Origin of the sequence: Streptomyces sp. ISL-10 (genome assembly GCF_018614575.1) — a bacterium.
Lineage (GTDB): Bacteria > Actinomycetota > Actinomycetes > Streptomycetales > Streptomycetaceae > Streptomyces.
Genome location: NZ_JAGGOJ010000011.1, coordinates 740,514 through 762,408, shown reverse-complemented (window position 1 = coordinate 762,408; position 21,895 = coordinate 740,514). Strand labels below are relative to the sequence as shown.

The 21,895-nt window shown below is 72.2% G+C and carries 21 protein-coding genes and 1 pseudogene; 9 read left to right on the top strand and 13 right to left on the bottom strand.

Annotated elements, in window-relative coordinates; translation table 11 throughout:
• Positions 1-80: 80 nt before the first annotated feature.
• Entirely contained in the window at positions 81-1,703 is a 1,623-nt protein-coding gene (locus J7E88_RS16080) for a cation acetate symporter (protein WP_215181414.1), read from the bottom strand.
• Positions 1,700-2,065 carry a DUF485 domain-containing protein gene (locus J7E88_RS16075; protein ID WP_215181412.1) on the bottom strand — a complete coding sequence of 122 codons (366 nt, stop codon included), beginning with the start codon at positions 2,063-2,065 and terminating at the stop codon, positions 1,700-1,702. The genes J7E88_RS16080 and J7E88_RS16075 overlap by 4 nt, the downstream gene beginning before the upstream one ends.
• A 278-nt stretch (positions 2,066-2,343) precedes the next feature.
• Between J7E88_RS16075 and J7E88_RS16070 the strand changes: the two genes are divergently transcribed.
• Both J7E88_RS16070 and J7E88_RS16065 read left to right on the top strand, forming a co-directional pair.
• Positions 2,344-3,876: a S8 family serine peptidase gene (locus J7E88_RS16070; RefSeq protein ID WP_215181411.1), complete on the top strand. Its 1,533-nt coding sequence runs from the start codon at positions 2,344-2,346 to the stop codon at positions 3,874-3,876.
• An 83-nt stretch (positions 3,877-3,959) separates the two neighbouring features.
• Positions 3,960-5,342 carry a CoA transferase gene (locus J7E88_RS16065; RefSeq protein ID WP_215181409.1) on the top strand — a complete coding sequence of 461 codons (1,383 nt, stop codon included), beginning with the start codon at positions 3,960-3,962 and terminating at the stop codon, positions 5,340-5,342.
• A gap of 287 nt (positions 5,343-5,629) precedes the next feature.
• On the opposite strand, the gene J7E88_RS16060 is transcribed toward J7E88_RS16065, so the two are convergent.
• Positions 5,630-6,352: a VIT family protein gene (locus J7E88_RS16060; RefSeq protein WP_215181407.1), complete on the bottom strand. Its 723-nt coding sequence runs from the start codon at positions 6,350-6,352 to the stop codon at positions 5,630-5,632.
• Between the two features lie 200 nt (positions 6,353-6,552).
• On the opposite strand from J7E88_RS16060, the pseudogene J7E88_RS16055 reads away from it, so the two are divergent.
• The 5 genes and pseudogenes from J7E88_RS16055 to J7E88_RS16035 form a co-directional block, all read left to right on the top strand.
• Positions 6,553-7,518 (top strand): annotated as a pseudogene (locus J7E88_RS16055) (DEDDh family exonuclease); the annotation flags it as partial.
• A gap of 301 nt (positions 7,519-7,819) precedes the next feature.
• Complete coding sequence (locus J7E88_RS16050) at positions 7,820-8,053, top strand: hypothetical protein (RefSeq protein WP_215181405.1); 234 nt, start codon at positions 7,820-7,822, stop codon at positions 8,051-8,053.
• Between the two features lie 84 nt (positions 8,054-8,137).
• The gene (locus tag J7E88_RS16045) at positions 8,138-8,920 is read left to right on the top strand and encodes an SURF1 family protein (RefSeq protein ID WP_215181403.1); all 783 of its coding nucleotides are present in this window, start codon (positions 8,138-8,140) and stop codon (positions 8,918-8,920) included.
• Positions 8,921-8,950: 30 nt separating this feature from the next.
• Positions 8,951-10,735 (top strand): glycoside hydrolase family 15 protein, encoded by a 1,785-nt coding sequence (locus J7E88_RS16040; RefSeq protein WP_215181401.1) that lies wholly within the window; start codon positions 8,951-8,953, stop codon positions 10,733-10,735.
• A gap of 4 nt (positions 10,736-10,739) precedes the next feature.
• Positions 10,740-11,495: an SDR family oxidoreductase gene (locus tag J7E88_RS16035; protein WP_215181399.1), complete on the top strand. Its 756-nt coding sequence runs from the start codon at positions 10,740-10,742 to the stop codon at positions 11,493-11,495.
• A gap of 78 nt (positions 11,496-11,573) precedes the next feature.
• Here J7E88_RS16035 and amaP read toward each other — a convergent pair whose 3' ends face one another.
• From amaP to J7E88_RS16010, 5 genes are read right to left on the bottom strand one after another with little or no spacing between them, the layout of a single operon-like run.
• Positions 11,574-12,155 (bottom strand): alkaline shock response membrane anchor protein AmaP, encoded by a 582-nt coding sequence (gene amaP, locus J7E88_RS16030; protein WP_215181397.1) that lies wholly within the window; start codon positions 12,153-12,155, stop codon positions 11,574-11,576.
• Positions 12,156-12,174: 19 nt separating this feature from the next.
• A complete protein-coding gene (locus tag J7E88_RS16025; RefSeq protein ID WP_215181395.1) occupies positions 12,175-12,825 on the bottom strand; it encodes a DUF6286 domain-containing protein in 651 nt (216 codons plus the stop codon).
• Positions 12,822-13,169, bottom strand: a complete 348-nt coding sequence (locus tag J7E88_RS16020) for an iron-sulfur cluster assembly protein (protein WP_215181393.1) — start codon at positions 13,167-13,169, stop codon at positions 12,822-12,824. Before J7E88_RS16020 ends, J7E88_RS16025 begins: the two co-directional genes overlap by 4 nt.
• Before the next feature lie 6 nt (positions 13,170-13,175).
• Positions 13,176-13,367, bottom strand: coding sequence for a hypothetical protein (locus J7E88_RS16015; protein ID WP_215181391.1), 192 nt, complete (start codon positions 13,365-13,367; stop codon positions 13,176-13,178).
• A gap of 11 nt (positions 13,368-13,378) precedes the next feature.
• On the bottom strand, positions 13,379-13,867 hold the full coding sequence (locus tag J7E88_RS16010) for an Asp23/Gls24 family envelope stress response protein (protein WP_215181389.1): 489 nt from the start codon (positions 13,865-13,867) through the stop codon (positions 13,379-13,381).
• A gap of 91 nt (positions 13,868-13,958) precedes the next feature.
• On the opposite strand from J7E88_RS16010, the gene J7E88_RS16005 reads away from it, so the two are divergent.
• Positions 13,959-14,627 carry a hypothetical protein gene (locus tag J7E88_RS16005; RefSeq protein ID WP_251022591.1) on the top strand — a complete coding sequence of 223 codons (669 nt, stop codon included), beginning with the start codon at positions 13,959-13,961 and terminating at the stop codon, positions 14,625-14,627.
• Between the two features lie 60 nt (positions 14,628-14,687).
• Here the strand turns inward: J7E88_RS16005 and J7E88_RS16000 are convergent, their stop codons facing one another.
• The 3 genes from J7E88_RS16000 to J7E88_RS15990 form a co-directional block, all read right to left on the bottom strand.
• Positions 14,688-15,479 (bottom strand): enoyl-CoA hydratase/isomerase family protein, encoded by a 792-nt coding sequence (locus tag J7E88_RS16000; protein WP_215181387.1) that lies wholly within the window; start codon positions 15,477-15,479, stop codon positions 14,688-14,690.
• A gap of 135 nt (positions 15,480-15,614) precedes the next feature.
• The gene (locus J7E88_RS15995; RefSeq protein ID WP_215181385.1) at positions 15,615-15,836 is read right to left on the bottom strand and encodes a helix-turn-helix domain-containing protein; all 222 of its coding nucleotides are present in this window, start codon (positions 15,834-15,836) and stop codon (positions 15,615-15,617) included.
• A gap of 353 nt (positions 15,837-16,189) precedes the next feature.
• Entirely contained in the window at positions 16,190-17,788 is a 1,599-nt protein-coding gene (locus J7E88_RS15990) for an ABC-F family ATP-binding cassette domain-containing protein (protein ID WP_215181383.1), read from the bottom strand.
• Between the two features lie 510 nt (positions 17,789-18,298).
• Here J7E88_RS15990 and J7E88_RS15985 point away from each other — a divergent pair.
• On the top strand, positions 18,299-18,706 hold the full coding sequence (locus J7E88_RS15985; RefSeq protein WP_215181381.1) for a VOC family protein: 408 nt from the start codon (positions 18,299-18,301) through the stop codon (positions 18,704-18,706).
• A 33-nt stretch (positions 18,707-18,739) separates the two neighbouring features.
• On the opposite strand, the gene J7E88_RS15980 is transcribed toward J7E88_RS15985, so the two are convergent.
• Positions 18,740-20,218: a hypothetical protein gene (locus J7E88_RS15980; RefSeq protein WP_374196279.1), complete on the bottom strand. Its 1,479-nt coding sequence runs from the start codon at positions 20,216-20,218 to the stop codon at positions 18,740-18,742.
• 89 nt (positions 20,219-20,307) lie between these two features.
• Positions 20,308-21,435 (bottom strand): alpha/beta fold hydrolase, encoded by a 1,128-nt coding sequence (locus J7E88_RS15975; protein WP_215181379.1) that lies wholly within the window; start codon positions 21,433-21,435, stop codon positions 20,308-20,310.
• Positions 21,436-21,895 lie beyond the last annotated feature (460 nt).

The following is a 21,895-nucleotide window of genomic DNA, read 5'->3' as shown; positions in this document are numbered from 1 at the left end:
CCGTTTGGCACGAGGCGCGGCACGGCCGCGTCGTAGGACCCTACGACGCGGCCGCTACGGCCGGGTGTCGGTGGGCTCACTCAATGGGCCCCGACGCCGGTGAGGGACTTGACCTCCAGCTCCGCGTATTTGCCCTTGTCGGGCTCCTCCCTCGACAGCAGGGAGCCGATCCAGCCGAGCAGGAAACCGACGGGGATCGAGATCAGGCCGGGGTTCTCCAGCGGGAACCAGGCGAAGTCGGCGTCGGGGAACATCGAGGTGGCCTTGCCGGAGACGACCGGCGAGAAGAGCACCAGGACGACCGACGACGCCAGACCGCCGTAGATGGACCACAGGGCGCCCTGGGTGGTGAATTTCTTCCAGAACAGGCTGTAGAGGATCGTCGGCAGGTTCGCGGACGCGGCGACCGCGAAGGCGAGGGCGACCAGGCCGGCGACGTTCAGGTCGCGGGCGAGGGCCCCGAGCGCGATGGACACGATGCCGATGGCGACGGTCGCCCAGCGGGCCGCCCGGACCTCCTCCTTCTCTGTGGCCTGTCCCTTGCGGATGACGTTGGCGTAGATGTCGTGCGCGAAGGACGACGAGGAGGCGAGGGTGAGGCCCGCGACCACGGCCAGGATGGTGGCGAAGGCGACGGCGGAGATAACGGCCAGGAGGATCGCGCCGCCCGCGGAGCCGACGCCGCCGACATGCAGGGCCAGCAGGGGCGCCGCCGTGTTGCCCGCCTTGTTGGACGCGGTGATCTCCGTCGGCCCGACGAGCGCCGCCGCGCCGAAGCCGAGCGCGATGGTCATGAGGTAGAAGGCGCCGATGATGCCGATGGCCCAGTTGACGGACTTACGGGCGGCCTTGGCGGTGGGCACGGTGTAGAAGCGGATCAGGATGTGCGGCAGGCCCGCGGTGCCGAGGACGAGCGCGATGCCGAGGGAGATGAAGTCCAGCTTGGACGTCCCGGTGGCGCCGTACTTGAGGCCGGGCTCCAGGAACGCTGCGCCCTTGCCGCTCTTCTCGGCGGCCTGGCCGAGCAGCTCGGAGATGTTGAAGTTGAACTTCAGCAGCACCAGGAAGGTGATGAGCACGGTGCCCGCGATGAGCAGGACGGCCTTGACCATCTGCACCCAGGTGGTGCCCTTCATGCCGCCGATGGTGACGTACACGATCATCAGCAGGCCGACGAGGGCCACGATGGCGACCTTCCCGCCGTCGCTGGTGATGCCGAGCAGCAGGGAGACGAGGACGCCGGCGCCCGCCATCTGGGCCAGCAGGTAGAAGATCGAGACGACGATGGTGGAGGTGCCGGCCGCGGTGCGCACGGGGCGCTGGCGCATCCGGTAGGCGAGGACGTCGCCCATCGTGTAGCGGCCGGAGTTGCGCAGCGGCTCGGCGACGAGAAGCAGGGCGACGAGCCAGGCGACCAGGAAGCCGATCGAGTAGAGGAAGCCGTCGTAGCCGAACAGGGCGATGGCGCCGGCGATACCGAGGAACGAGGCGGCCGACATGTAGTCGCCGGAAATGGCGAGGCCGTTCTGGAAGCCGGTGAACTGGCGGCCCCCCGCGTAGAAGTCGGAGGCGTCCTTGGTCTGCCGCCCCGCCCATACCGTGATGAAAAGGGTGGCGACGACAAAGGCTGCGAACAGGGTGATGATGAGCGGCCGGTGCTCGGTGGTCGCGCTCGACGCGGCGAGCTGGAGCGTGGGGCTCATACGTCGGCCTCCATACGGGACTTGATGGCTTCCGCCTTCGGGTCGAGCTTCACTGCGGCGTGCCGCGAGTAGAACCAGGCGATGAGGAACGTGGTCGCGAACTGTGCGAGGCCGAAGACCAGGGCGACGTTGATGTTGCCGAAGACCTTCGTGCCCATGAGGCCGCCCGCGTAGTTGGAGAGCAGGACGTAGAGCAGGTACCAGGCGATGAACGCGACGGTCAGGGGGAAGGCGAAGGAGCGGTAGGTACGGCGTAGTTCGCCGAATTCCGTACTCTCCTGCACCTGAACGAACGACTCTGTCGTGGGCTGGGCGGGGCTGGTGCCCGTACCGCCCGGGGGCGGCGGTGCATCGGTGGCCACGGAGACTCCTCGCGACGCGGGTGCGGTGGTGATGGTCATGGGGATGGTGCCTGTGGGGGCGGTTTGATGTTGCTCCACTCCCTGACAACGGCACGGAGCACACACCGAACCGGTTCACCTCCGGCCTTTTTCCTCCGCACTTCTTGTCGTACTTGTTGCCGTACATCTGCACGAATCCATTGAAGAGCCGCCTTGATCAGCGATAGCTTCGCCCGGCATGAACCCGCCCATTCGCAAGGGGTGTTTGGGCGGTTTGTCACGGATGATGTGGAGAACCCATGGCTCATCTGGGATCCAGACGTCGGCGCGCACTCGCGCTGCCCGTCGGTCTGGCGCTCACGGCCTCACTCGGATTCCTGCCGACGGGTACGGCGTCGGCAGCAATCACCGACGAGGTCCCGGCAGTGGTCTCGACCGATGGCCCGAAGCTGTCGTACGTGGTCAATGTGAACGGCGGTCACGGCACCGCGAAGGCCGTCAAGAGGGCGATAGCCAAGGCCGGCGGGACGGTCGTCCACTCGTACGACCAGATAGGCGTCATCGTCGTCCACTCGCAGAATCCTGCGTTCGCGGAGACGATCCGTCAGGTCCGCGGTGTCCAGTCGGCCGGTGCCACGCGCACCGCCCCGCTGGCGCCCGTGACGGACACTGCCATCGAGTCGGAGCGTCCGCTGACCGCCGAGGAGGCCGAGGCGGCGGCGGGCCAGGCGACGGCGGACCAGGACGCGCTCGAGCCGCTGCAGTGGGACCTGCCCGCCATCAAGGCGGACAAGGCGCACGAGAAGACGCTCGGCAGCAAGAAGGTGACGGTCGCCGTCATCGACACGGGTGTCGACGACACGCACCCGGACCTCGCGCCGAACTTCGACCGGGAAGCCTCCGTCAGCTGTGTCGGCGGTGTGCCCGACACGGCGGACGGCGCCTGGCGTCCGGGCCCGACGGAGAGCGACCACGGCACGCACGTCGCGGGCACCATCGCGGCGGCGAAGAACGGCACCGGCATCACGGGTGTCGCGCCGGGGGTGAAGGTCTCCGGCATCAAGGTCTCGCAGCCGGACGGCTTCTTCTACACGGAGGCCGTCGTCTGCGGCTTCGTGTGGGCCGCCGAGCACGGTGTCGATGTGACCAACAACAGCTACTACACCGACCCGTGGCTGTTCAACTGCAAGAACGACGCCGACCAGCAGGCTCTGATCGAGTCGCACAGGCGCGCCATCCGGTACGCGGAGAGCAAGGGCGCGGTGCACGTGGCCGCCGCCGGCAACTCGCGGATGGACCTCGCCTCCGACGAGCTCACCGACACCACGAGCCCGAACGACACCACGCCGGTCGAGCGGAAGATCAACCCGAGCGAGTGCCTGGACATCCCGACGCAGATCCCGGGCGTCGTCACGGTCTCCGCGCTCGGCGCGAAGAACCTGAAGTCCTCGTACTCCAACTACGGCAACGGCGTCATCGACATCTCCGCCCCCGGCGGCGACGCCACCCGCTTCCAGGCGCCCGACGCGCCGGCCGTCGACGGCCGGATCCTGTCGACGCTGCCGGGCGGCGGCTTCGGCTACAAGGCCGGTACGTCGATGGCCTCCCCGCACGTCGCGGGTGTCGCCGCGCTGATCAAGTCGACGCACCCGTACGCGTCGCCGGCGATGGTGAAGGCCCTGCTCTCCGTGCAGGCCGACGACACCGCGTGCACCAACCCGTACGACATCGACAACAACGGGACGGTCGACGCGGTCTGCGAGGGCGACGAGGACGAGAACGGCTTCTACGGTGAGGGTGTCGCGGACGCTCTCGACGCCGTTCGCCGGTAATCACCTCTGATCCACCGCTTTCGGGGGCCCGGTGCGATGTCCGCACCGGGCCCCTTCGCGTGACTCGGTGCCATAGTGGCTGTATGGGTCAGACATCTTCGAGCGGTACGGCCGCGGCCTGGGCCGCTCTGGGCGGCGATCCCGCCCTGGTGGACCACGTGACGTGCGAGGGCCGGGGCGCGCTGCCGGCCCGCCTGCCGGTCATGGAGCTGGCGCGTTCCACCGTGGCGGTGTGCTCGCTGGCCGCCGCGGAGCTCGCAGCCCGCCGCACCGGCGGCAGCGTCCCCGCGGTGCGGGTGGACGACGGGGCGGTGACGACGGCGTTCCTCAGCGACCGGCTGGTACGGGTGAACGGGGTGGCACCGACGACGTTCGCGCCGCTGTCCCGCTTCTGGCCCGCCGCCGACGGCTGGGTGCGGACGCACGCCAACTACCCTCATCACCGGTCCCGGTTGCTCGCCGCACTCGGTATGCCGGATGACGCGGGCGTGGAGGCCGTCGCGGCCGCCGTGGGCGAGCGGCGGGCGCTGGACGTCGAGGAGAGCGTGTACGCCGCCGGCGGCCTGGCCGTCGCGGCGCGCGGCCCGAAGGAGTGGGCCGCGCATCCGCAGGGCGCCGCCGCGGCCGCGCAACCGCTGCTGGTCATGGAGCGCATCGGGGACGGCCCCGCACCGAGGGCGGCCGACGGTTCTGCGACGCGGCCCTGCGCGGGGCTGCGGGTGCTCGACCTGACCAGGGTGCTGGCCGGCCCGGTCGCGACCCGCACGCTCGCACTGCTCGGCGCGGACGTCCTGCGGATCGACGCCCCCGGCCTGCCGGAGAGTCAGGAGGCCCACAACGACACCGGTATGGGCAAACGATCCACCCGGCTCGATCTGGCGGCCGCCGCGGACCGCGCCGCGTTCGAGGAACTGCTCGCCTCCGCCGACGTGGTGGTGACCGGCTACCGGCCGGGCGCCCTGGACCGGTTCGGTCTCGCACCGGAGGAGCTGGTGGAGCGGCGCCCGGGCCTGGTGGTGGCCCGGCTCTCGGCGTGGGGCCGGTACGGGCCGTGGGCGGCGCGGCGCGGTTTCGACAGTCTGGTGCAGGCCGCGTCGGGCATCGCGGAGATCGAGGGCGACGGGGAGCGGCCGGGCGCGCTGCCGGCACAGGCCCTGGACCACGGCACCGGGTACCTGCTCGCCGCCGGTGTCCTGCGCGCGCTGACCGAACAGCACGGGACGGGCGGCGCCCAGCTGGTGGAGCTCGCCCTCGCCCGGACGGCCGCCTGGCTGGTCGAGGGCCTTCACAAGACGCCGGACAACGGTTCCGGGGAATACGACGCCGAGCGATGGCTCACCGAGACGGACAGCCCCATGGGCCGCCTGCGCCATGCCCTGCCCCCGGTCTCGTTCGACGGCGGCCCGGTCAGCTGGACCCGCCCGGCGGGGCTTTTGGGCACGGACGTGCCGGAGTGGCGCGGCTGACGCACACGGCGTGAGGCCTCGGCCGTCGCGCGGGGGCCGCCGGCCACGCCGTCACCGCCCGGGGACGGCGGCCCCGTCGGCGCGCTCGGCAGGGCGAGCCGTGGTCCCACCGGCGGGCGGACCACGGAAAGACGGCCCCGGAGCGGCCGGTCGCGCAAGGGCGCGCCCCCGCGGAGGAGACGGACCGCCAAGGAACGGGCCCCGCCAGGAGAATGACCGCGGAAGGGCAGGCCCCGCCAGGGGCGGCCCGCACCGCCGGGCGGTGCGGGCCGCACCGGTGGTGCGGCTCAGACGCCCGCCGCGCCCAGCAGCGTTCCCGCCGCGTGCGTGACCGCCATGGCCAGCGCTCCGCCGCCGGTGTTGCGCAGCACGGCCGGGACCGGGTCCGCCGCGCCCAGGCGGGCGCTCCACCAGCCGGTGAGCGCCAGGGCCGCCAGCACCGACACAACGGTGACGTAGAGGCGGACCGACGAGGGCGGCAGGACGATCGCGAGCAGGGGCAGCAGCGCGCCCGCCGTGAAGGCGAAGAAGCTCGCGCCGGCCGCATGCCAGGGGTTGGTCAGCTCGTTGGGGTCGATACCGAGCTCCACGCGCGCGTGGGCGCGCAGGGCGTCCCGCTCGGTGAGCTGTTCGGCGGCCTCGCGGGCCACGTCCCGGGACAGGCCGCGTTCGGTCAACAGGCGGGTGAGCTCGTCGAGTTCCTCCTCGGGCTGCTCGCGCAGCTCGCGCCTCTCGACGGCGAGGGCCGCCTTCTCCGAGTCGCGCTGGGTGGACACGGACACGTACTCCCCGGCGGCCATGGACATGGAGCCCGCGAGCAGTCCGGCGAGGCCCGCGGTGAGCAGAGTGCCGCGCGCGTCGGTCGCTCCGGCGACCCCGACGACGAGGCCGGCGGTGGAGACGACCCCGTCATTGGCGCCGAGGACCGCGGCGCGCAGCCAGTTGAGGCGCGTGCCGAGTCCGCCGCCGTGTGGTTCGTCGTGCGCTGCGCCCGTGGTCTCGTCACTCATCCCGGGAGGGTCTCACCGGTCCGTGCGGTGGGCGCGGACAACCCGCCGGACGACAGGTGGAGGGCCTGCGGACCAGGGCCCGTTGGCGGCTGCGATCCGGAACGGGCCGCGGCCGGGGAGCCGGTCGCGGCCTCCGTACGCGAGGGCCGGGGGACGGGGCGCTCCGCCGCTGTCGGTCCCGGCCCGTATTCTCTGTGACCATGCTCGACGACCGTACGACCGCAGCGACGACGTGGCCGGCCGCCTACCCGCAGGGGTACGCGGTCGTCGACGTGGAGACCACCGGACTGTTCAACCACGACCGGATAGTGTCCGCTGCCGTCTACCGCCTCGACGGCCGGGGCAACATCGAGGACCACTGGTACACGCTCGTCAATCCCGAGCGCGACCCCGGCCCGGTGGAGATCCACGGTCTGACGGGAGAGATGCTCCGGGACGCGCCGCTGTTCGGCGACATCACGGCCGAGTTCACCGCGCGCCTGGAGGGCCGCGTCCTGGTCGCGCACAACGCCGGCTTCGACTGGGGCATGATCGCGCGGGAGTACGCACGTGTGCGGCGGACCGCGCCGACCCGGCAGCGCCTGTGCACCATCGCGCTCGCCAGGGAGCTCGGGCTGCCCCTGCGCAACTTCAAGCTGGAGACGCTCGCGGCGCACTACGGCGTCGTGCAGCAGCGGGCCCACCACGCGCTGGACGACGCCCGGGTGCTGGCCGAGGCGTTCCGGCCGAGCCTGCACTCGGCCGCCCGCGACGGGGTACGGCTGCCGCTGCTGGAGTGCCTGCCGCTGACCGAGTGGTCCGACGCCCCGCCCGCCCCGCGCATCGGATACCAGCCGTCGTACGGGCAGAGCAGCTGGCGGCCGTCGCGCAAGCGGCCCCCGTGCCCCTTCCCCAACCCGGGCAGGTACCGGCCGGGCGGGCAGCTGATGCAGGGGATGCGGGTGGCGTTCTCCGGCGACACCTCCATTGAGCGGGAGTTGCTGGAGGACCGGGCGACCGAGGCGGGCCTGCACGTCGCCACGAGTGTGTCGCGGCTGACGAGTCTGCTGGTGACCAACGACCCGCACGCGACGACGTCGAAGGCGGTCAAGGCCGCGTCGTACGGCACACCGGTGGTCGACGAGGCGGCGTTCACCCAGCTGTTGGGGCATGTGGTCCCGGCCGAGGGCACGGCCGGGGAGACGGCAGGCGTTCCGGTGGGGGCAGGCACGCCGGTGAATACGCCGGCAGGCGAAGGCTCGCCGGTGAATGCGCCGGTGAGCGGCTCACCCGTGAGTTCGCGGGCGAGCGGAGGCTCGCCGGGGACGGGACGCGCGGGGCTCTCGCCGGAGCAGCGAATGCTGCCGGGGGCGAGAAGCGCGGAGCAGGGAGTGCTGCCGGGCATGGCACCCGCATCGGAGTGAACCCGGCGCGACTCGCCCGCTGTCCGCTCGCCCCCCGCCCGCCTCGCGTCCCACCCTGTGGCGCATGGCACGTTGCGAGGTTTGCGGAAACGACTACGGCATGTCCTTCGAGGTGCACGCGCAGGGCGCGGTGCACGTCTTCGACTGCTTCTCCTGCGCCATTCACCGCATGGCGCCCATCTGTGAGCACTGCCGGGTGCAGATCATCGGCCAGGGCGTCGAGGCCGAGGGCCACTGGTACTGCGGCGCCCACTGCGCCCGCGCCGAGGGGAGGGCCGGCATCATCGACAGGGTGTGATCGCGTGGTGCCACCGGGCCCGGGGACGGCCGCCACCGGGACCCCCCGTCCCGGCCCGGGGGCACTGCAGGTACGGTCGAAGCCGTGTACCGCTTCCTGTTGTCCCGGCAGTGGGTGATCCTCACCCTCATCGCCCTCGTTCTCATCCCCACGATGGTCGAGCTGGGCTTCTGGCAGCTGCACCGCCACGAACGCCGCGTCGCGCAGAACGCCCTCATCGCCCGGAACCTCGACGCGAAGCCGGTGCCGGTGGGCGAGCTCACCTCCCTGGGCCACACCGTCCCGCGCGGCGACTACTGGCGGCAGGTAACCGCGACGGGCTCGTTCGACACCGCCCATGAGGTCGTCGTACGCCGCCGCACCAACGCCGACGACCGCGTCGGCTTCCACGTACTGACCCCCCTGGTCCTGAGCGACGGCACGGCCGTGCTCGTCAACCGCGGCTGGGTCCCGGCCGCCGCCGACCAGAAGGCGTTCCCCGAGGTCCCGAAGGCCACGGCCGGCACGGTCACCGTCACCGGCCGGCTCAAGGCCGACGAGACGACCGGCGCCAGCGGGATCAAGGACCTGGCCGGTCTGCCCCCGCGCCAGGTGATGCTGATCAACAGCGAGCAGCAGGCGAAGCTGCTGGACCGCCCGGTGCTCGGCGGCTATCTGGAGCAGACGGAGCCGAAGCCGGCCGCCGGCCCGGAGCAGATCCCCGACCCCGACCACGACTCGATCGGCGCGCACATGGCGTACGCCGTCCAGTGGTGGCTGTTCGCCGGCGCGGTACCCGTCGGCTGGGTGATTCTGGTGCGCCGGGAGAAGCGGGACAGGGCGGCGGCCCGCAACGGCGTGCCGGAACCTGTCCACGCGCCTGCTTAGCGGCCAACCGGGCCGGGAACACGCCAGAGCGTGAGCCAACGTATCGAGGACTACGCCCTCATCGGCGATCTGCAGACCGCGGCACTGGTCGGTGCGGACGGTTCCATCGACTGGCTGTGCCTGCCCCGCTTCGACTCGGCGGCGTGCTTCGCGGCGCTCGTGGGCGACGAGGAGAACGGCCACTGGCGGATCGCGCCCAAGGGCGCCGGACGGTGCACAAGTCGTGGCTATGTCGATGAATCACTGGTCCTGGAGACGGTGTGGCGCACCCGAACCGGCACGGTCAAAGTCCTTGATTTCATGCCACAAAGGGATGAAGCGCCCGATGTGATCCGCATCGTGGAGGGCGTCGTCGGCACCGTGGAGATGGCTGCCACCCTCCGGCTGCGCTTCGACTACGGCAGCGTCGTGCCCTGGATGCGGCGCGCGGACGGCCACCGGGTCGCGGTCGCGGGCCCCGACTCCGTCTGGCTGCGCTGCGAGCCGCCGGTGCACACCTGGGGCCAGCAGTTCAGCACCTGCTCGTCGTTCACGGTCGCGGCGGGCGAGAAGGTCGCCTTCGTCCTCACATGGCACCCCTCGCACAGGCCGCGCCCCAAGCTGGTCGACCCCTATGTGTCACTGCGCCACTGCCTGGAGGACTGGGCCGAGTGGTCGTCCCGCTGCCGGTACCAGGGGCCCTACCGCGAGGCGGTCCTGCGTTCTCTGATCACCTTGAAGGCGCTCACCTACGCGCCCACGGGCGGGATCGTCGCCGCCCCGACGACGTCCCTGCCCGAGGAGATCGGCGGCGTACGCAACTGGGACTACCGGTTCTGCTGGCTGCGCGACTCCACCCTGTCGCTCGGCGCCCTGCTCGCGGCCGGCTACCTCGACGAGGCCGCGGCCTGGCGCGACTGGCTGCTGCGCGCGGTGGCCGGCGACCCGGCCGACCTGCAGATCATGTACGGACTCGCGGGCGAACGCCGGCTGGCCGAGATGGAGCTGGGCTGGCTCGGCGGCTACGCGGGATCCGTCCCGGTCCGGGTCGGCAACGACGCGGCGTACCAGCTCCAGCTCGACGTCTACGGCGAGGTCATCGACTCCTTGTTCCTCGCCAGGAAGATGGGTCTGAAGACCGAGCGGCACGCGTGGAACATTCAGTTGAGCCTCCTCGGCTTCCTGGAGTCGAAGTGGCGCGAACCGGATCAGGGGCTGTGGGAAGTGCGTGGACCGCGCCGCCACTTCGTGCACTCCAAGGTGATGGCGTGGGTCGCGGCCGACCGTGCCGTACGCACTCTGGAGGCCGACCCGACGTTGCGCGGGAACGCGGCGCGCTGGCGCGCCATGCGCGACGAGGTGCACCGGGAGGTGTGCGAGAAGGGCTTCGACCCGGTACGGAACACCTTCACGCAGTCGTACGGCTCGACGGACCTGGACGCGGCGGTGCTGCTGATTCCGCACGTCGGCTTCCTGCCCCCGGACGATCCCCGGGTCCTCGGCACGGTCAAAGCGGTGCAGGCCGAGCTGGGCAGCGGTCCGCTGGTGCGGCGCTACAGCACCGCGGGCGTCTCCGTCGACGGGCTGCCGGGCGACGAGGGCGCGTTCCTGGCGTGCTCGTTCTGGATGACGGACGCGCTGTGCATGACGGGCCGTGAGGACGAGGCCCGGGAGCTGTTCGAACGGCTGCTGGCGCTCCGCAACGACGTGGGCCTGCTCTCCGAGGAGTACGACCCGCTGGCCGGCCGCCAGCTCGGCAACTTCCCTCAGGCGTTCAGCCATATCGGGCTGGTGAACGCCGCCCTCGCGCTGGGGCGGCACGAGGCGGCAGGATAGAGCCATGGATCTTGGACTCAAAGGCCGCGTCTACATCGTCACCGGCGCCTCCCGGGGCCTGGGCAACGCCTCCGCGCGGGCGCTGGCGGCCGACGGCGCGAAGCTGGTCATCACGGGGCGGGACGAGCAGACGGTCAAGGACGCGGCGGCCGAACTGGGCCCGAACGCGGTGGGCCTGGCCACGGACAACGCGGACCCCGCCGGCGCGGAGCGTCTGGTCGCCGCGGCCCGGGCGCACTTCGGCCGGGTCGACGGCGTCCTCATCAGCGTGGGCGGCCCGGCGCCGGGCTTCGTCGCGGACAACACCGACGAGCAGTGGCAGTCGGCGTTCGAGTCGGTGTTCCTGGGCGCGGTGAGGCTGGCGCGGACCGCGGCGGCGGAGCTGTCCGAGGGCGGGGTGATCGGTTTCGTCCTGTCCGGCTCGGTCCATGAACCGATCCCCGGCCTGACGATCTCCAACGGCCTGCGCCCGGGCCTCGCGGGCTTCGCCAAGTCACTCGCCGACGAGCTGGGCCCGCGCGGCGTCCGCGTAGTCGGCCTGCTGCCGGCACGCATCGACACCGACCGGGTACGGGAACTCGACGCGCTCTCCGGCGACCCGGAGGCGGCGCGCGCGGGGAACGAGTCCCGCATCCCGCTGCGGCGCTACGGTACGCCGGAGGAGTTCGGCAGGGTCGCGGCGTTCCTGCTGTCGCCCGCGGCGTCGTACCTGACGGGTGTGATGGTCCCGGTCGACGGCGGCGCACGCCACGGTTTCTGACGGCTGCGGCGTTTGGGCCGGGCCTCGGCGCCTCACGCCGCCGGCGGGCGAAGCCCGGCGAGTCCGGCCCGTCCGGCGTCACGCCACACGTTCCGCCCGGTGCTTCGACTCGCGCAGTCGCACCTCCACCGGGAGCGCCTGCACGCCGGCGGACTCCCGCGCATGCGCCACCGCCTCGTCCACCAGCCGGGCCAGCGTCTCGGCCGGTTCGGCATGCGGCTCCAGCTGCAGCAGGACCCGTGCCTCGGGAGCACTTCGACTGCGACCCGTCAGCATGACGTGGGCGTGGGACACGCCGTCCAGCGACTCGGCCTCCCTGGCCATCACGGTCTCCAGCGCCCGGCCCCGCACCAGCGCGCCCTCGCCGTCCCCGGTGTCCACCAGGACCTCGGCGAGGCGGGCGCGGCGCAGCTGGGAGAGCAGCCACCACAGGGCGAGGAGCACCAGCACCGCGAGGACCGCGATGACGACCGGCCACCACCAGCCCTCGTCCCGCCACCTCATGCGGTCCGCTGCGCTGAGCAGCACGTCGCGCCGCCCGCTGTAGGGCCACCAGGAAGGCACGGACAGCCCTGCCCCGGCCGCGAGAACGGCACCGCCTGCGCACAGCAGCGCCAGCCCGGCGAGACCGAGCAGGATCCGGTTGACCGCTCTGAGCATCCCTCTCACCCCTTGTCCCTCACCGCTTGCCCGCCGGCGGCCGGCCGACGTGCACGGCCAGCGCCGGGGGTCTGGCGAGGCCCAGTTCCCTGATGCCCGCCCCGAGGGCGGCGTCCAGATCGGCGCGTACGTCGTCCAGTTCGCGGAAGTGCGAGCGGGCCCGCACCCGGGCCTTGGAGCGTGTCATCCGTACCCGTACGGATGACACTCCGGAGACTTCCATCGCGCGGTCGCGCAGCACGAGCGCCGCCGCCTGACGGTTGAGGCCGGCCCGTACGTGCGCGCGGTCGCGGTGCATGGGCAGCACCGTGCGCAGCCCCGGCGTCACCGCGAGAACGATCAGCCAGACGCCGATGAGTGCCACGGCCCCAGCGACAGCGAGGACCGCCACCTCGTCCAGGCGCCAGCGGTCGAGATGGTCCGCCAGCGCGCGCCGCCAGTGCATGGCCGACCGGCCGGCGCGCACCGCGGCGATGTCGTAGAGCAGCAGCCCCGATCCGGCGAGGATCACCAGGGCGACCAGCGCGGCGGGAACGCGACGCGCCGACCAGAAGCGCCCCGCCTTGCCGTGCTCCCCTTTCGCGGGGGCGGGGGCGGGGTCGTAGTCCGCCGCGGATGTGGACTGGTCCAGTTCCAGAACGGGCCGGTCGCTGTGTTCGGGCTCGGTCATCGGATCCTCCCCTGCGCCCCGTGACGCGAGTGGACGGAGTGCAGGCGCTCGACCTGGACCGCCACCTCGGGCACCTCCATCCCCGCCAATGCCCTTACCCTTTTGACCACTTGGCGACGCACCGCGCCGCACTGGCGGCCGATGTCGCCGGGGTAGTCGAGTTCCAGGCTGACGCTGACGCGGGCGGTGTCATGGTGCACGACGACCATCGCGTGCGGCGGCGGAGTGCCCTCGGGCACGCCCTCGAGCGCCTCGCGTGCCGCCTTCGCGGCGATCTTCGCCACGACACGGTCGGCGATGGTGGTCGCCCCGCGTTCGGCGGCGGCGACGCGTTCGGCGGCCACCGTGCGTCACCGCCGCCCGTCGCCGCGATCGCGGGTCCGGAAGAAGTCGCCGACCTCCAGGTCGCCCTCGAGGAACCTGCCCACCACGAAACCGACCGCCCCCAATGCGGCGACCAGGAGAAACGCCCCGAACCCACCGAAGTAACCGGCGAATCCGAGCGCCATGCCGGCCAACAGGCCGACCGCGGCCATGCTCATGCTGACCTCCTCTACTGGAGACGCTGCTCCGACTCGTCCTCTTCCTCATCGGGCAGCTTGACGTCGGTCACGGCGATGTTGACCTCCACGACTTCCAGGCCGGTCATCCGCTCGACTGCGGCGACGACGTTCTCCCGGACATCGCGGGCGACATCGGAGATGGCGACGCCGTAGTCGACGACGATCTCCAGGTCCAGGGCCGTCTGCACCTCACCGACCTCGGCCTTGACGCCCCGGGTCACACTGGACCGGCCGCCTCCGCCCGGCACACGGTCGCGTACGGCGCCGAAGGTGCGGGAGATGCCGCTGCCCATCGCGTGGACGCCGACGACGTCCCGTGCGGCGAGTCCGGCGATCTTCTCCACGACGCCGTCGGCGATCGTGGTGCGTCCTCGGACCCCCGCTTCCACGCGCTTACCGATGGAGGTCCTGCGGGGCGACGGCTCGCCGGATTCGTTCCCCGCGCTCTGCGGCCGGTTGCGTTCACCTGTCTCGGTCATCGCGTTGTCCTTTCGGGTGGTGGTGACCTCCCTTTGCCCACATTAGGTGTGCTTGCCCCGTTTCGCGCCAGAGATGCGGCAGGCTGGAGGAATGACCACTGCGGGAGCGATGGGGCGGATGCGGCGGGCGCTGGGGCTCGGTCGGCTGGTGGCGCTGGGCGGGCCGGAGGACGGCACGTGGCTCGCCGAACGCGCGGCCGGATCGGTGCTCATCAGAGCCGCCGCGAAGGCGGTGCGCGGAGCTGCGGTCACCCGCCTCGACGTGAGGCTCGCGGACCCCGAAACGGCTGCGGAGCCCATGCTTCCGCCGCCGCCGAGCGCGCTTCCACCAGGGTCGTACCGACTTTCGGCGCAGGTCGCGGTGTGGAGCGGTGAGCCGCTGCCCGAGGTGACGGCGGCGCTTCGGTCGGCGTTGTCCCGGACGGCGGCGGACCGGCTGGGCCTGGTGGTCGGCGAGGTGGACCTGCGGGTGGTGGAGCTCCCGGACAGTCCGCTGGAGCCCGCCCCCACCCCTTCCCCCACAGTGGTGGCGCCCTCGGACGCGGCCGGTACTACGGCGGCGGCGACGGCCGGTGTGGTGGGCCTGACGGCGGAGCTGAGCGGCCGTGCCGTGCACCTGGCCGACGACCACGTACGGATCGAACTGGCCACGGCCGAGGGGTTCCGGGCGCTGGACGTGGCCCGCGCGGTGCGCGCGTCGGTGTCGGGCGCGATGGCGGACGGCCGCCCGGTCACGGTCCTGATCTCATCGGTGGCCTGACCTCGCCTTCGCAGGGCGCGCACCAAGGCCGGTGGGCGCCCTGCGCAAAGGGGCCGGCGGTCAGTCGCCGAGACCCGCGAGGTCCCTGAGCCGACGGGCCTGGGCGGCGCGCTCGGCCGTGCACTGCTCCTCGTAGGAGCGGCCCGCCGCACCTTGCAGCAGCGCCTTGGTCTCGATCACGGCGTCACGGGGCGCGGCGACGAGCGCCGCGGCGAGGTCCCGTACGGCCGCGTCCAGCTCGGTCCCGGGCACGACGAGGTTGGCCAGGCCGGTGCGCTCGGCCTCCTCCGCGTGGACGAATCGGCCGGTCGCACAGATCTCGAGCGCGCGGGCGTAGCCGACCAGCGACACCAGGGGGTGGGTACCGGTGAGGTCGGGAACGAGCCCGAGAGCAGTCTCCCGCATGGCGAACTGGACGTCGTCCGCCACGACCCGCAGGTCGCAGGCGAGGGCAAGCTGGAAGCCCGCGCCGATCGCATGGCCCTGCACGGCCGCGATGGTGACGATGTCGCTGCGACGCCACCAGGTGAAGGCTTCCTGGAACTCGGCGATGGCCGCGTCGACCTCCGCGTCACTGCTGCGCGCGAGGTCGATGAACGACGGCTCGCCGTCGAAGCCCTCGGGCGTGAAGGCCTGCCGGTCGAGCCCGGCGGAGAAGGACTTGCCCTCGCCGCGCAGCACCACGACACGCACATCACCCGGCAGTGACCTGCCGGCCTGCGTCAATGCCCGCCACAGCGCGAAGTCCTGGGCGTTGCGCTTGTCCGGCTTGGTCAGGGTCACCGTGGCAACGGCGCCGTCGACGGTGAGTCGCACACCGTCCTTGTCGAGCACAGGGTCGAGCGAAGTCATGGGACGCCTCCGGTTCGGTGCAGTGATGCCTACGAAGATAAGCGACTGCACAGTAACCACCCGGACCGGTCGGACGACCGCCCGGGTGGCCACCGCGGAACCGATGGGCCGAAGGAGTCCTTACGACGGGGCTGGTCAGGCCGAGGCGGCCTTCTTGCCCCTCGTCGCTCCGCCGCGTCCACGCAAAGCGACTCCGGACTCACTGAGCATCCGATGGACGAATCCATAGGAGCGACCGGTCTCTTCGGCCAGCGCCCGGATGCTCGCACCGGAGTCGTACTTCTTCTTCAGGTCTGCCGCGAGCTTGTCGCGCGCGGCGCCGGTAACCCGGCTGCCCTTCTTCAGAGTCTCGGCCACCCGTGCCTCCTCATGGGAAGTGCGCTCTGGACTTCTCATGATCACCCCTTACGGGCGTCCTGGCCACCCATTCGACAAGGTCCGTACGGATCGCTTGGCAACGCGATATGCGGCCACCGTTACCGGAATCAACCCTTCCGATCCGGCGAGAGGGAACGTATCGCCTGACCTCCCGCGAAAACGCCTGGTCAGCAGCGTGACGGAGGACACACCGGGACGGGAGGCCGGAACGCGGCAATTGGCCAGCCGCCACACTGCGGTACGAGACGCTCTCACACAGATGACGGATCACGCGTAGGCCGAATGATCCATACGGAGTGGATCAACAGCGCCCGGGATGCCGCCCGACCGCGTCAGGCGAGCGCCACCAGGTCCGCGTAGTCCGCACCCCACAGGTCCTCGACACCGTCCGGCAGCAGAATGATCCGCTCCGGCTCCAGCGCCTCGACGGCGCCCTCGTCGTGGGTGACGAGGATGACGGCGCCCTTGTAGGTGCGCAGCGCGCCGAGGATCTCCTCGCGGCTGGCCGGGTCCAGGTTGTTGGTGGGCTCGTCGAGCAGCAGGACGTTGGCCGACGAGACGACGAGCGTGGCCAGCGCCAGGCGGGTCTTCTCACCACCCGAGAGCACCCCGGCCGGCTTGTCGACGTCGTCACCGGAGAAGAGGAACGAGCCGAGCGTCTTGCGCACCTCGACGAGGTCGAGGTCGGGCGCGGCGGAACGCATGTTCTCCAGGACCGTGCGGTCCGGGTCGAGGGTCTCGTGCTCCTGGGCGTAGTACCCGAGCTTGAGGCCGTGACCGGGGGTGACCATGCCGGTGTCGGGCTTCTCGACGCCGGCGAGAAGGCGCAGCAGCGTCGTCTTGCCCGCACCGTTGAGGCCGAGGATGACGACGCGCGAGCCCTTGTCGATGGCGAGGTCGACATCGGTGAAGATCTCGAGCGACCCGTACGACTTGGACAGGCCCTCGGCGGTCAGCGGGGTCCGCCCGCACGGTGCGGGCTCCGGGAAGCGCAGCTTGGCGACCTTGTCGGCCATCCGGATGTCCTCGAGGCCGGACAGCAGGCGCTCGGCGCGGCGGGCCATGTTCTGCGCGGCGACCGTCTTCGTGGCCTTGGCACGCATCTTGTCGGCCTGGGAGTTGAGGGCGGCCGCCTTCTTCTCCGCGTTCTGCCGCTCGCGCCTGCGGCGCTTCTCGTCGGCCTCCCGCTGCTGCTGGTAGAGCTTCCAGCCCATGTTGTAGACGTCGATCACCGATCGGTTGGCGTCGAGGTAGAAGACCTTGTTGACGACCGTCTCGACGAGGTCGACGTCGTGGGAGATCACGATGAACCCGCCGCGGTACGTCTTCAGGTAGTCGCGCAGCCAGACGATCGAGTCGGCGTCGAGGTGGTTGGTGGGCTCGTCGAGCAGGAGGGTGTCGGCGTCCGAGAAGAGGATGCGCGCGAGCTCCACCCGGCGGCGCTGACCGCCGGAGAGCGTATGCAGGGGCTGGCCGAGGACCCGGTCGGGCAGGCCCAGCGCGGCGGCGATGGTGGCCGCCTCGGCCTCGGCGGCGTAACCGCCCTTGGTCAGGAACTCCGTCTCCTGGCGCTCGTACTGCTTGAGCGCCTTCTCCCGCGTGGCGCCCAGTCCGTTGGCGATGCGGTCCTCGTTCTGGCGCATCTTGCGGATCAGCAGGTCGAGTCCGCGGGCGGAGAGGATGCGATCGCGGGCGAGGACGTCGAGGTCGCCGGTGCGGGGGTCCTGCGGGAGGTAGCCGACCTCGCCGGAACGGGAGATCGTGCCTGCGGCGGGGATGCCCTCGCCGGCAAGGCACTTGGTGAGGGTGGTCTTGCCCGCGCCGTTGCGGCCGACGAGGCCGATGCGGTCGCCCTTGGCGATACGGAAGGAGGCGGACTCGATGAGGACGCGCGCGCCGGCGCGCAGCTCGATACCGGATGCGGTGATCACGGGGAAATACTCCAGGGCGGTGGGACGGCGGAAGGGACGGGCGCAGCGACGCTTCGACGCCGTCTAATGCACAAGGAGAATTGCCATACGGGCCAGTCTAACGGGGCAGGGCAAGTGCTTTTCCGGCTGCGACAGCTGCCGGACGGGTGCTCTGCGGCCCGGTGAGCGCATGGCGCGCAGCCGTGAAGCAGCCCGCCCGAACGGGGGCGGACGGCCGCGACGGTCCGGGCGCGGGGCGGCGATCGGCGGCCGGGGGCCGGCGGGCGGATCCGGGAGCGCCACCAGGGCCGGGACGCCCCGAAGGCCGGGACGAATGGCCCGGCGGCGCGGACGCGGCGGTCGTTCGCGACCGGCCGCGGCACGGGGCAGGGGCCGCTGCGACACGTTCGCCTGAGCCGTACGGAGCGGTGTTGACAGGCGCGGCCGCTGCGGGCCGGGATTGTCTGTGGGCGGTGCCAGACTGAGACGCAGATCACCATCCTGTCGTCGAGCGAGTGAGGAGTGATCGGGATGACGCAGTCGCCGAGCATCTGTCCCACGCTGGTCTACACGGACGCCAAGGCCGCGATCAGACAGCTCACCGAGGCTTTCGGCTTCACCGAACACGCGGTGTACGAGGACGAGGACGGCGGGGTGCTGCACGCCGAGCTGACGTATGGGAACGGCATGGTGATGCTGGGCAGCAGGGGCACCGGCAGCGAGTTCGACAAGCTGATGCAGGACGCCGGTCCGGCAGGGGTGTTCGTGCATGTCGACGACGTGGACGCGCACCACGGCACCGCGGTGGAGCACGGCGCGGAGATCGTCATGCCGCCGACCGACCAGGACTACGGGGCGCGGGACTACATGGCCCGCGACGTCGAGGGCAACATCTGGAGCTTCGGTACGTACACACCGGGGGCGGCGGAGTCCTCGTAGCGCTGCGCCGCCCCGGGTGCGGTGTGCCGGATGTCAGGCGCGACCGGTGTGCACCTGGAAGGCCGCGCGCCGGACGGCCTTGGCCAGGGCGGGGTCCGGGTGCGCGGCGGCGAGGGCGACGAGGACCTGGACCGTACGCGGGTGCCCGCCGGCCCGGACTTCCTCGATCAGCGCGGGGACCGTGCCCTGCACGGCGGAGTCGAGGTGGCGCAGCAGCAGCTGGGGCTCACCGTGGTCGGCGACGGCGGCCGCGGTGTCCACCCAGAGCCAGGTGGCCTCTTCGCGGGTGAGGACATCGGCGGCGTCCTCGGGATCGGCGCCCTCGTACTCCGCCAGCCACAGCAAGGCATAGGGCCTCAGGGACGGTTCGGCGGCGGCGGCGCGCACCTCGGGCTCGGCGGGGCCGCCGACGACGCGCAGCGCCTCGAAGGCCAGTCCGCGCAACAGGGCGTCCTCGCCGCGGGCGACGCCGAGGAGTTCACCGACCGCGCTGGAGACGGTGCGGGCGGCGAGCCACGCGCGGTACTCGGCGCGTGCCGGTCCGGGGGTGAGGCGGGCGCATCCGCGCAGCATGTCCTCGGCGGACTGCTCGATGTTGCCCGCGGGGCTCTGGGCGGCGACGCAGATCTGCTCCAGTTTGACCCACACCGCCCAGTTGCCGAGGGGGGTGAGCGTGGCCTGACCGCGCTCCAGGGTCAGCGCGCCGATGGCGGCCAGTCCTTCCAGGGCCCAGTCGAGCAACAGGGAGAGGGGAACGTCGCCGTCACCGGGGCCGGCCGTGACCGGCGAGGCGGGCGCGGCGGGGCCGGCGGCGGGCTGCTCGCCGGCAGCGCAGGGCGTCTCGCCGCGGGGGCCGTAGGGGACCTCGCAGCGTTCCTCACGCAGTTCGGCGACGCGCTGCTGCAGCAGATCGAGCAGGGCCGGTACGAGCACGGGTCCGGCCGAGAGCTGGAGGAGGGAGAGCACCTGGGGCACGGCCTCGACGACCTCGGCCACGGCGGTGGGTGCGACGACCTCGGGGGCGGGGTGCGCGAGCGACCAGGCGTCGAAGAGGGCGACCCAGCCGCGCAGCACGGCCATGTCGTCCCGGTCCCAGGCGCGCAGCCGCCAGCCGGGGCGTGCGGTGCCGCCGTGCAGTTCGACGAGACCGGCGAGGCGGGCACGGTCCCAGCCCGCGCGCACCTGGTCCGGCGTCAGGTTCAGTGCGGCAGCCGCCCGTTCCTGGGCGCCGATCGCCGACGGGACCGTGGCCGGGTGGCCTCCGGGCGGCCCTTCGGGCAGGGAGGGGGCCACGCCCGCGGCGGCCCACCGAGCGATGCGTACGGCGTCGGCGAGGACCGCGCGGGCCTGTCGGGCCAGCTCGGCGGGAGCGGGGGTGCCCTCCGGCGGGCGGGGCGCCGGACGGGTGCGCCGGGTCGTCACGGCCCGTCGTGCGGTGGCCAGCGATCGCGGGCGGACAAGACGGAGTCTGGAGTTGCGCGCCAATTGCTCATCAGGCTTTCGGGACGTCACGGGGAGCAGTCTTCCCGCTGACGGCCCGAAAGCCCAAACGGAACGTGGGGCGCCGGGCCCTTGACGTTTCCCGCCTGCGGCTGTGTGAGCTACATGAGAGGCGTGAGGAAGCGGCGGAGGGCCTCTTCGTACGCCATGGGGTCGGCGTTCCACATCGCCGCGTGCGGGGCGCCGGGGACGGTGTGCAGGGTGGCCAGAGCGGGGCGGCCGGCGGCCAGGCGGCGCGAGTGCTCCCACGAGGCGAGGGTGTCGTCCGGCCCGTGGAAGATGAGCATCGGGACGCGGACGGCGAGCGGGTCGGCGGCCTCGGCGAGGCGGTCGCCGTGGGGGCCGGTACGGCCGAGCGCGGCGCGCACCGCGAGCGGCAGCAGCGGGGCGGGGGTGCGCCGGGCGGTGGCGAGGGCGCGCAGGGTCGCCTCCCAGTCGAGGACCGGGGAGTCCAGGACGAGTCCGCTGATCCTGTCGCGCAGACCCGAGTTGGCGGCGGCCCGCAGGGCCATCGAGGCACCAGTGGACCAGCCGTGGACGACGACGCGTTCGGCGCCGTGCCGCACGGCGTGCCGTACGGCCGCGTCGAGGTCGCGCCACTCGGAGTCCCCGAGGTGGCTCAGGCCGTCGGGCGGCCGGGGGGCGCCCTCGTCGCCGCGGTAGGCGAGGTTGAGCACGGGGAACTGGTGGTCGCGCAGGAACGCGAGCAGGTTCAGCGGGTGCTCCCGGGTGGTGCCGATGCCGTGCACCGTGATCACCCAGGTGCTGCGGGCACCTGGCACGAACCACGCGGGCAGCGCGCCGAGTTCGCCGGGGACGAGGACGTCGGCGTACGGGATGCCGAGGGCGTCGGCGGGGTTGCCGCTGTGCACCTGCGGCGTGAAGCGGACCCGGCTGCCCGGCCGGAGCCCCCCGTCGGCGGCGCGCTCCAGGCGCCGTACGACCGTGTCAGCGGAGTGCGTGACCTCGTCGAGCACGGGCCCGACGACGGCGTGGACCCCGGAGCCCTGAAGTCCGTACGTCCCCGGGCGCAGGGAAGCGAGGCTGCGGGTGAGCGTCACGCGGGCGGGGCCGGTCTCGTGCACGGTGAGCCTCGGGTCGCCCGGCAGAGGGCGGCGGATGGGCGCCCCGAGGGCGGCGCTGCACGCGTGACGGCCGGCGGCGACCGCCGCCGCGCCGACGCCGATGAGTGTGGTGACGGCCGCTGCCGTCGCTGTAGCGGGGCGCACGGGTCCAGTGTCGACGGGGGCGGGCGGGGGTGCCAGTGGGCGGGAGGGGTGGATCTCGGTGGGAGGTCTTTCCCCACCCCGCCCCTTCCCGTAACTGGGGCTTCGCCCCAGGCCCCGTACCACTCTTCGGATGGGGCCTCCCCCGGCCACCGGGCCGTAGGGGGAGTGTCCTCAAACGCCGGACGGGCTGGAATCACCGCCGCCCGGGCGCGAGCAGCTGGCGGCGGATAGCCGCCTCACCGCGCCCGGGGCTCCACCCCGGACCCTGCCGCCTGAGACGAAGCGCCTCCCACAGCCGCCAAGCCCCAGGTGAATGGCCTCAGACACCAGACGAGCTGGAATCACCGCCGCCCGGGCGCGAGCAGCTGGCGGCGGATAGCCGCCTCACCGCGCCCGGGGCTCCACCCCGGACCCTGCCGCCTGAGACGAAGCGCCTCCCACAGCCGCCAGCCCCAGGCGA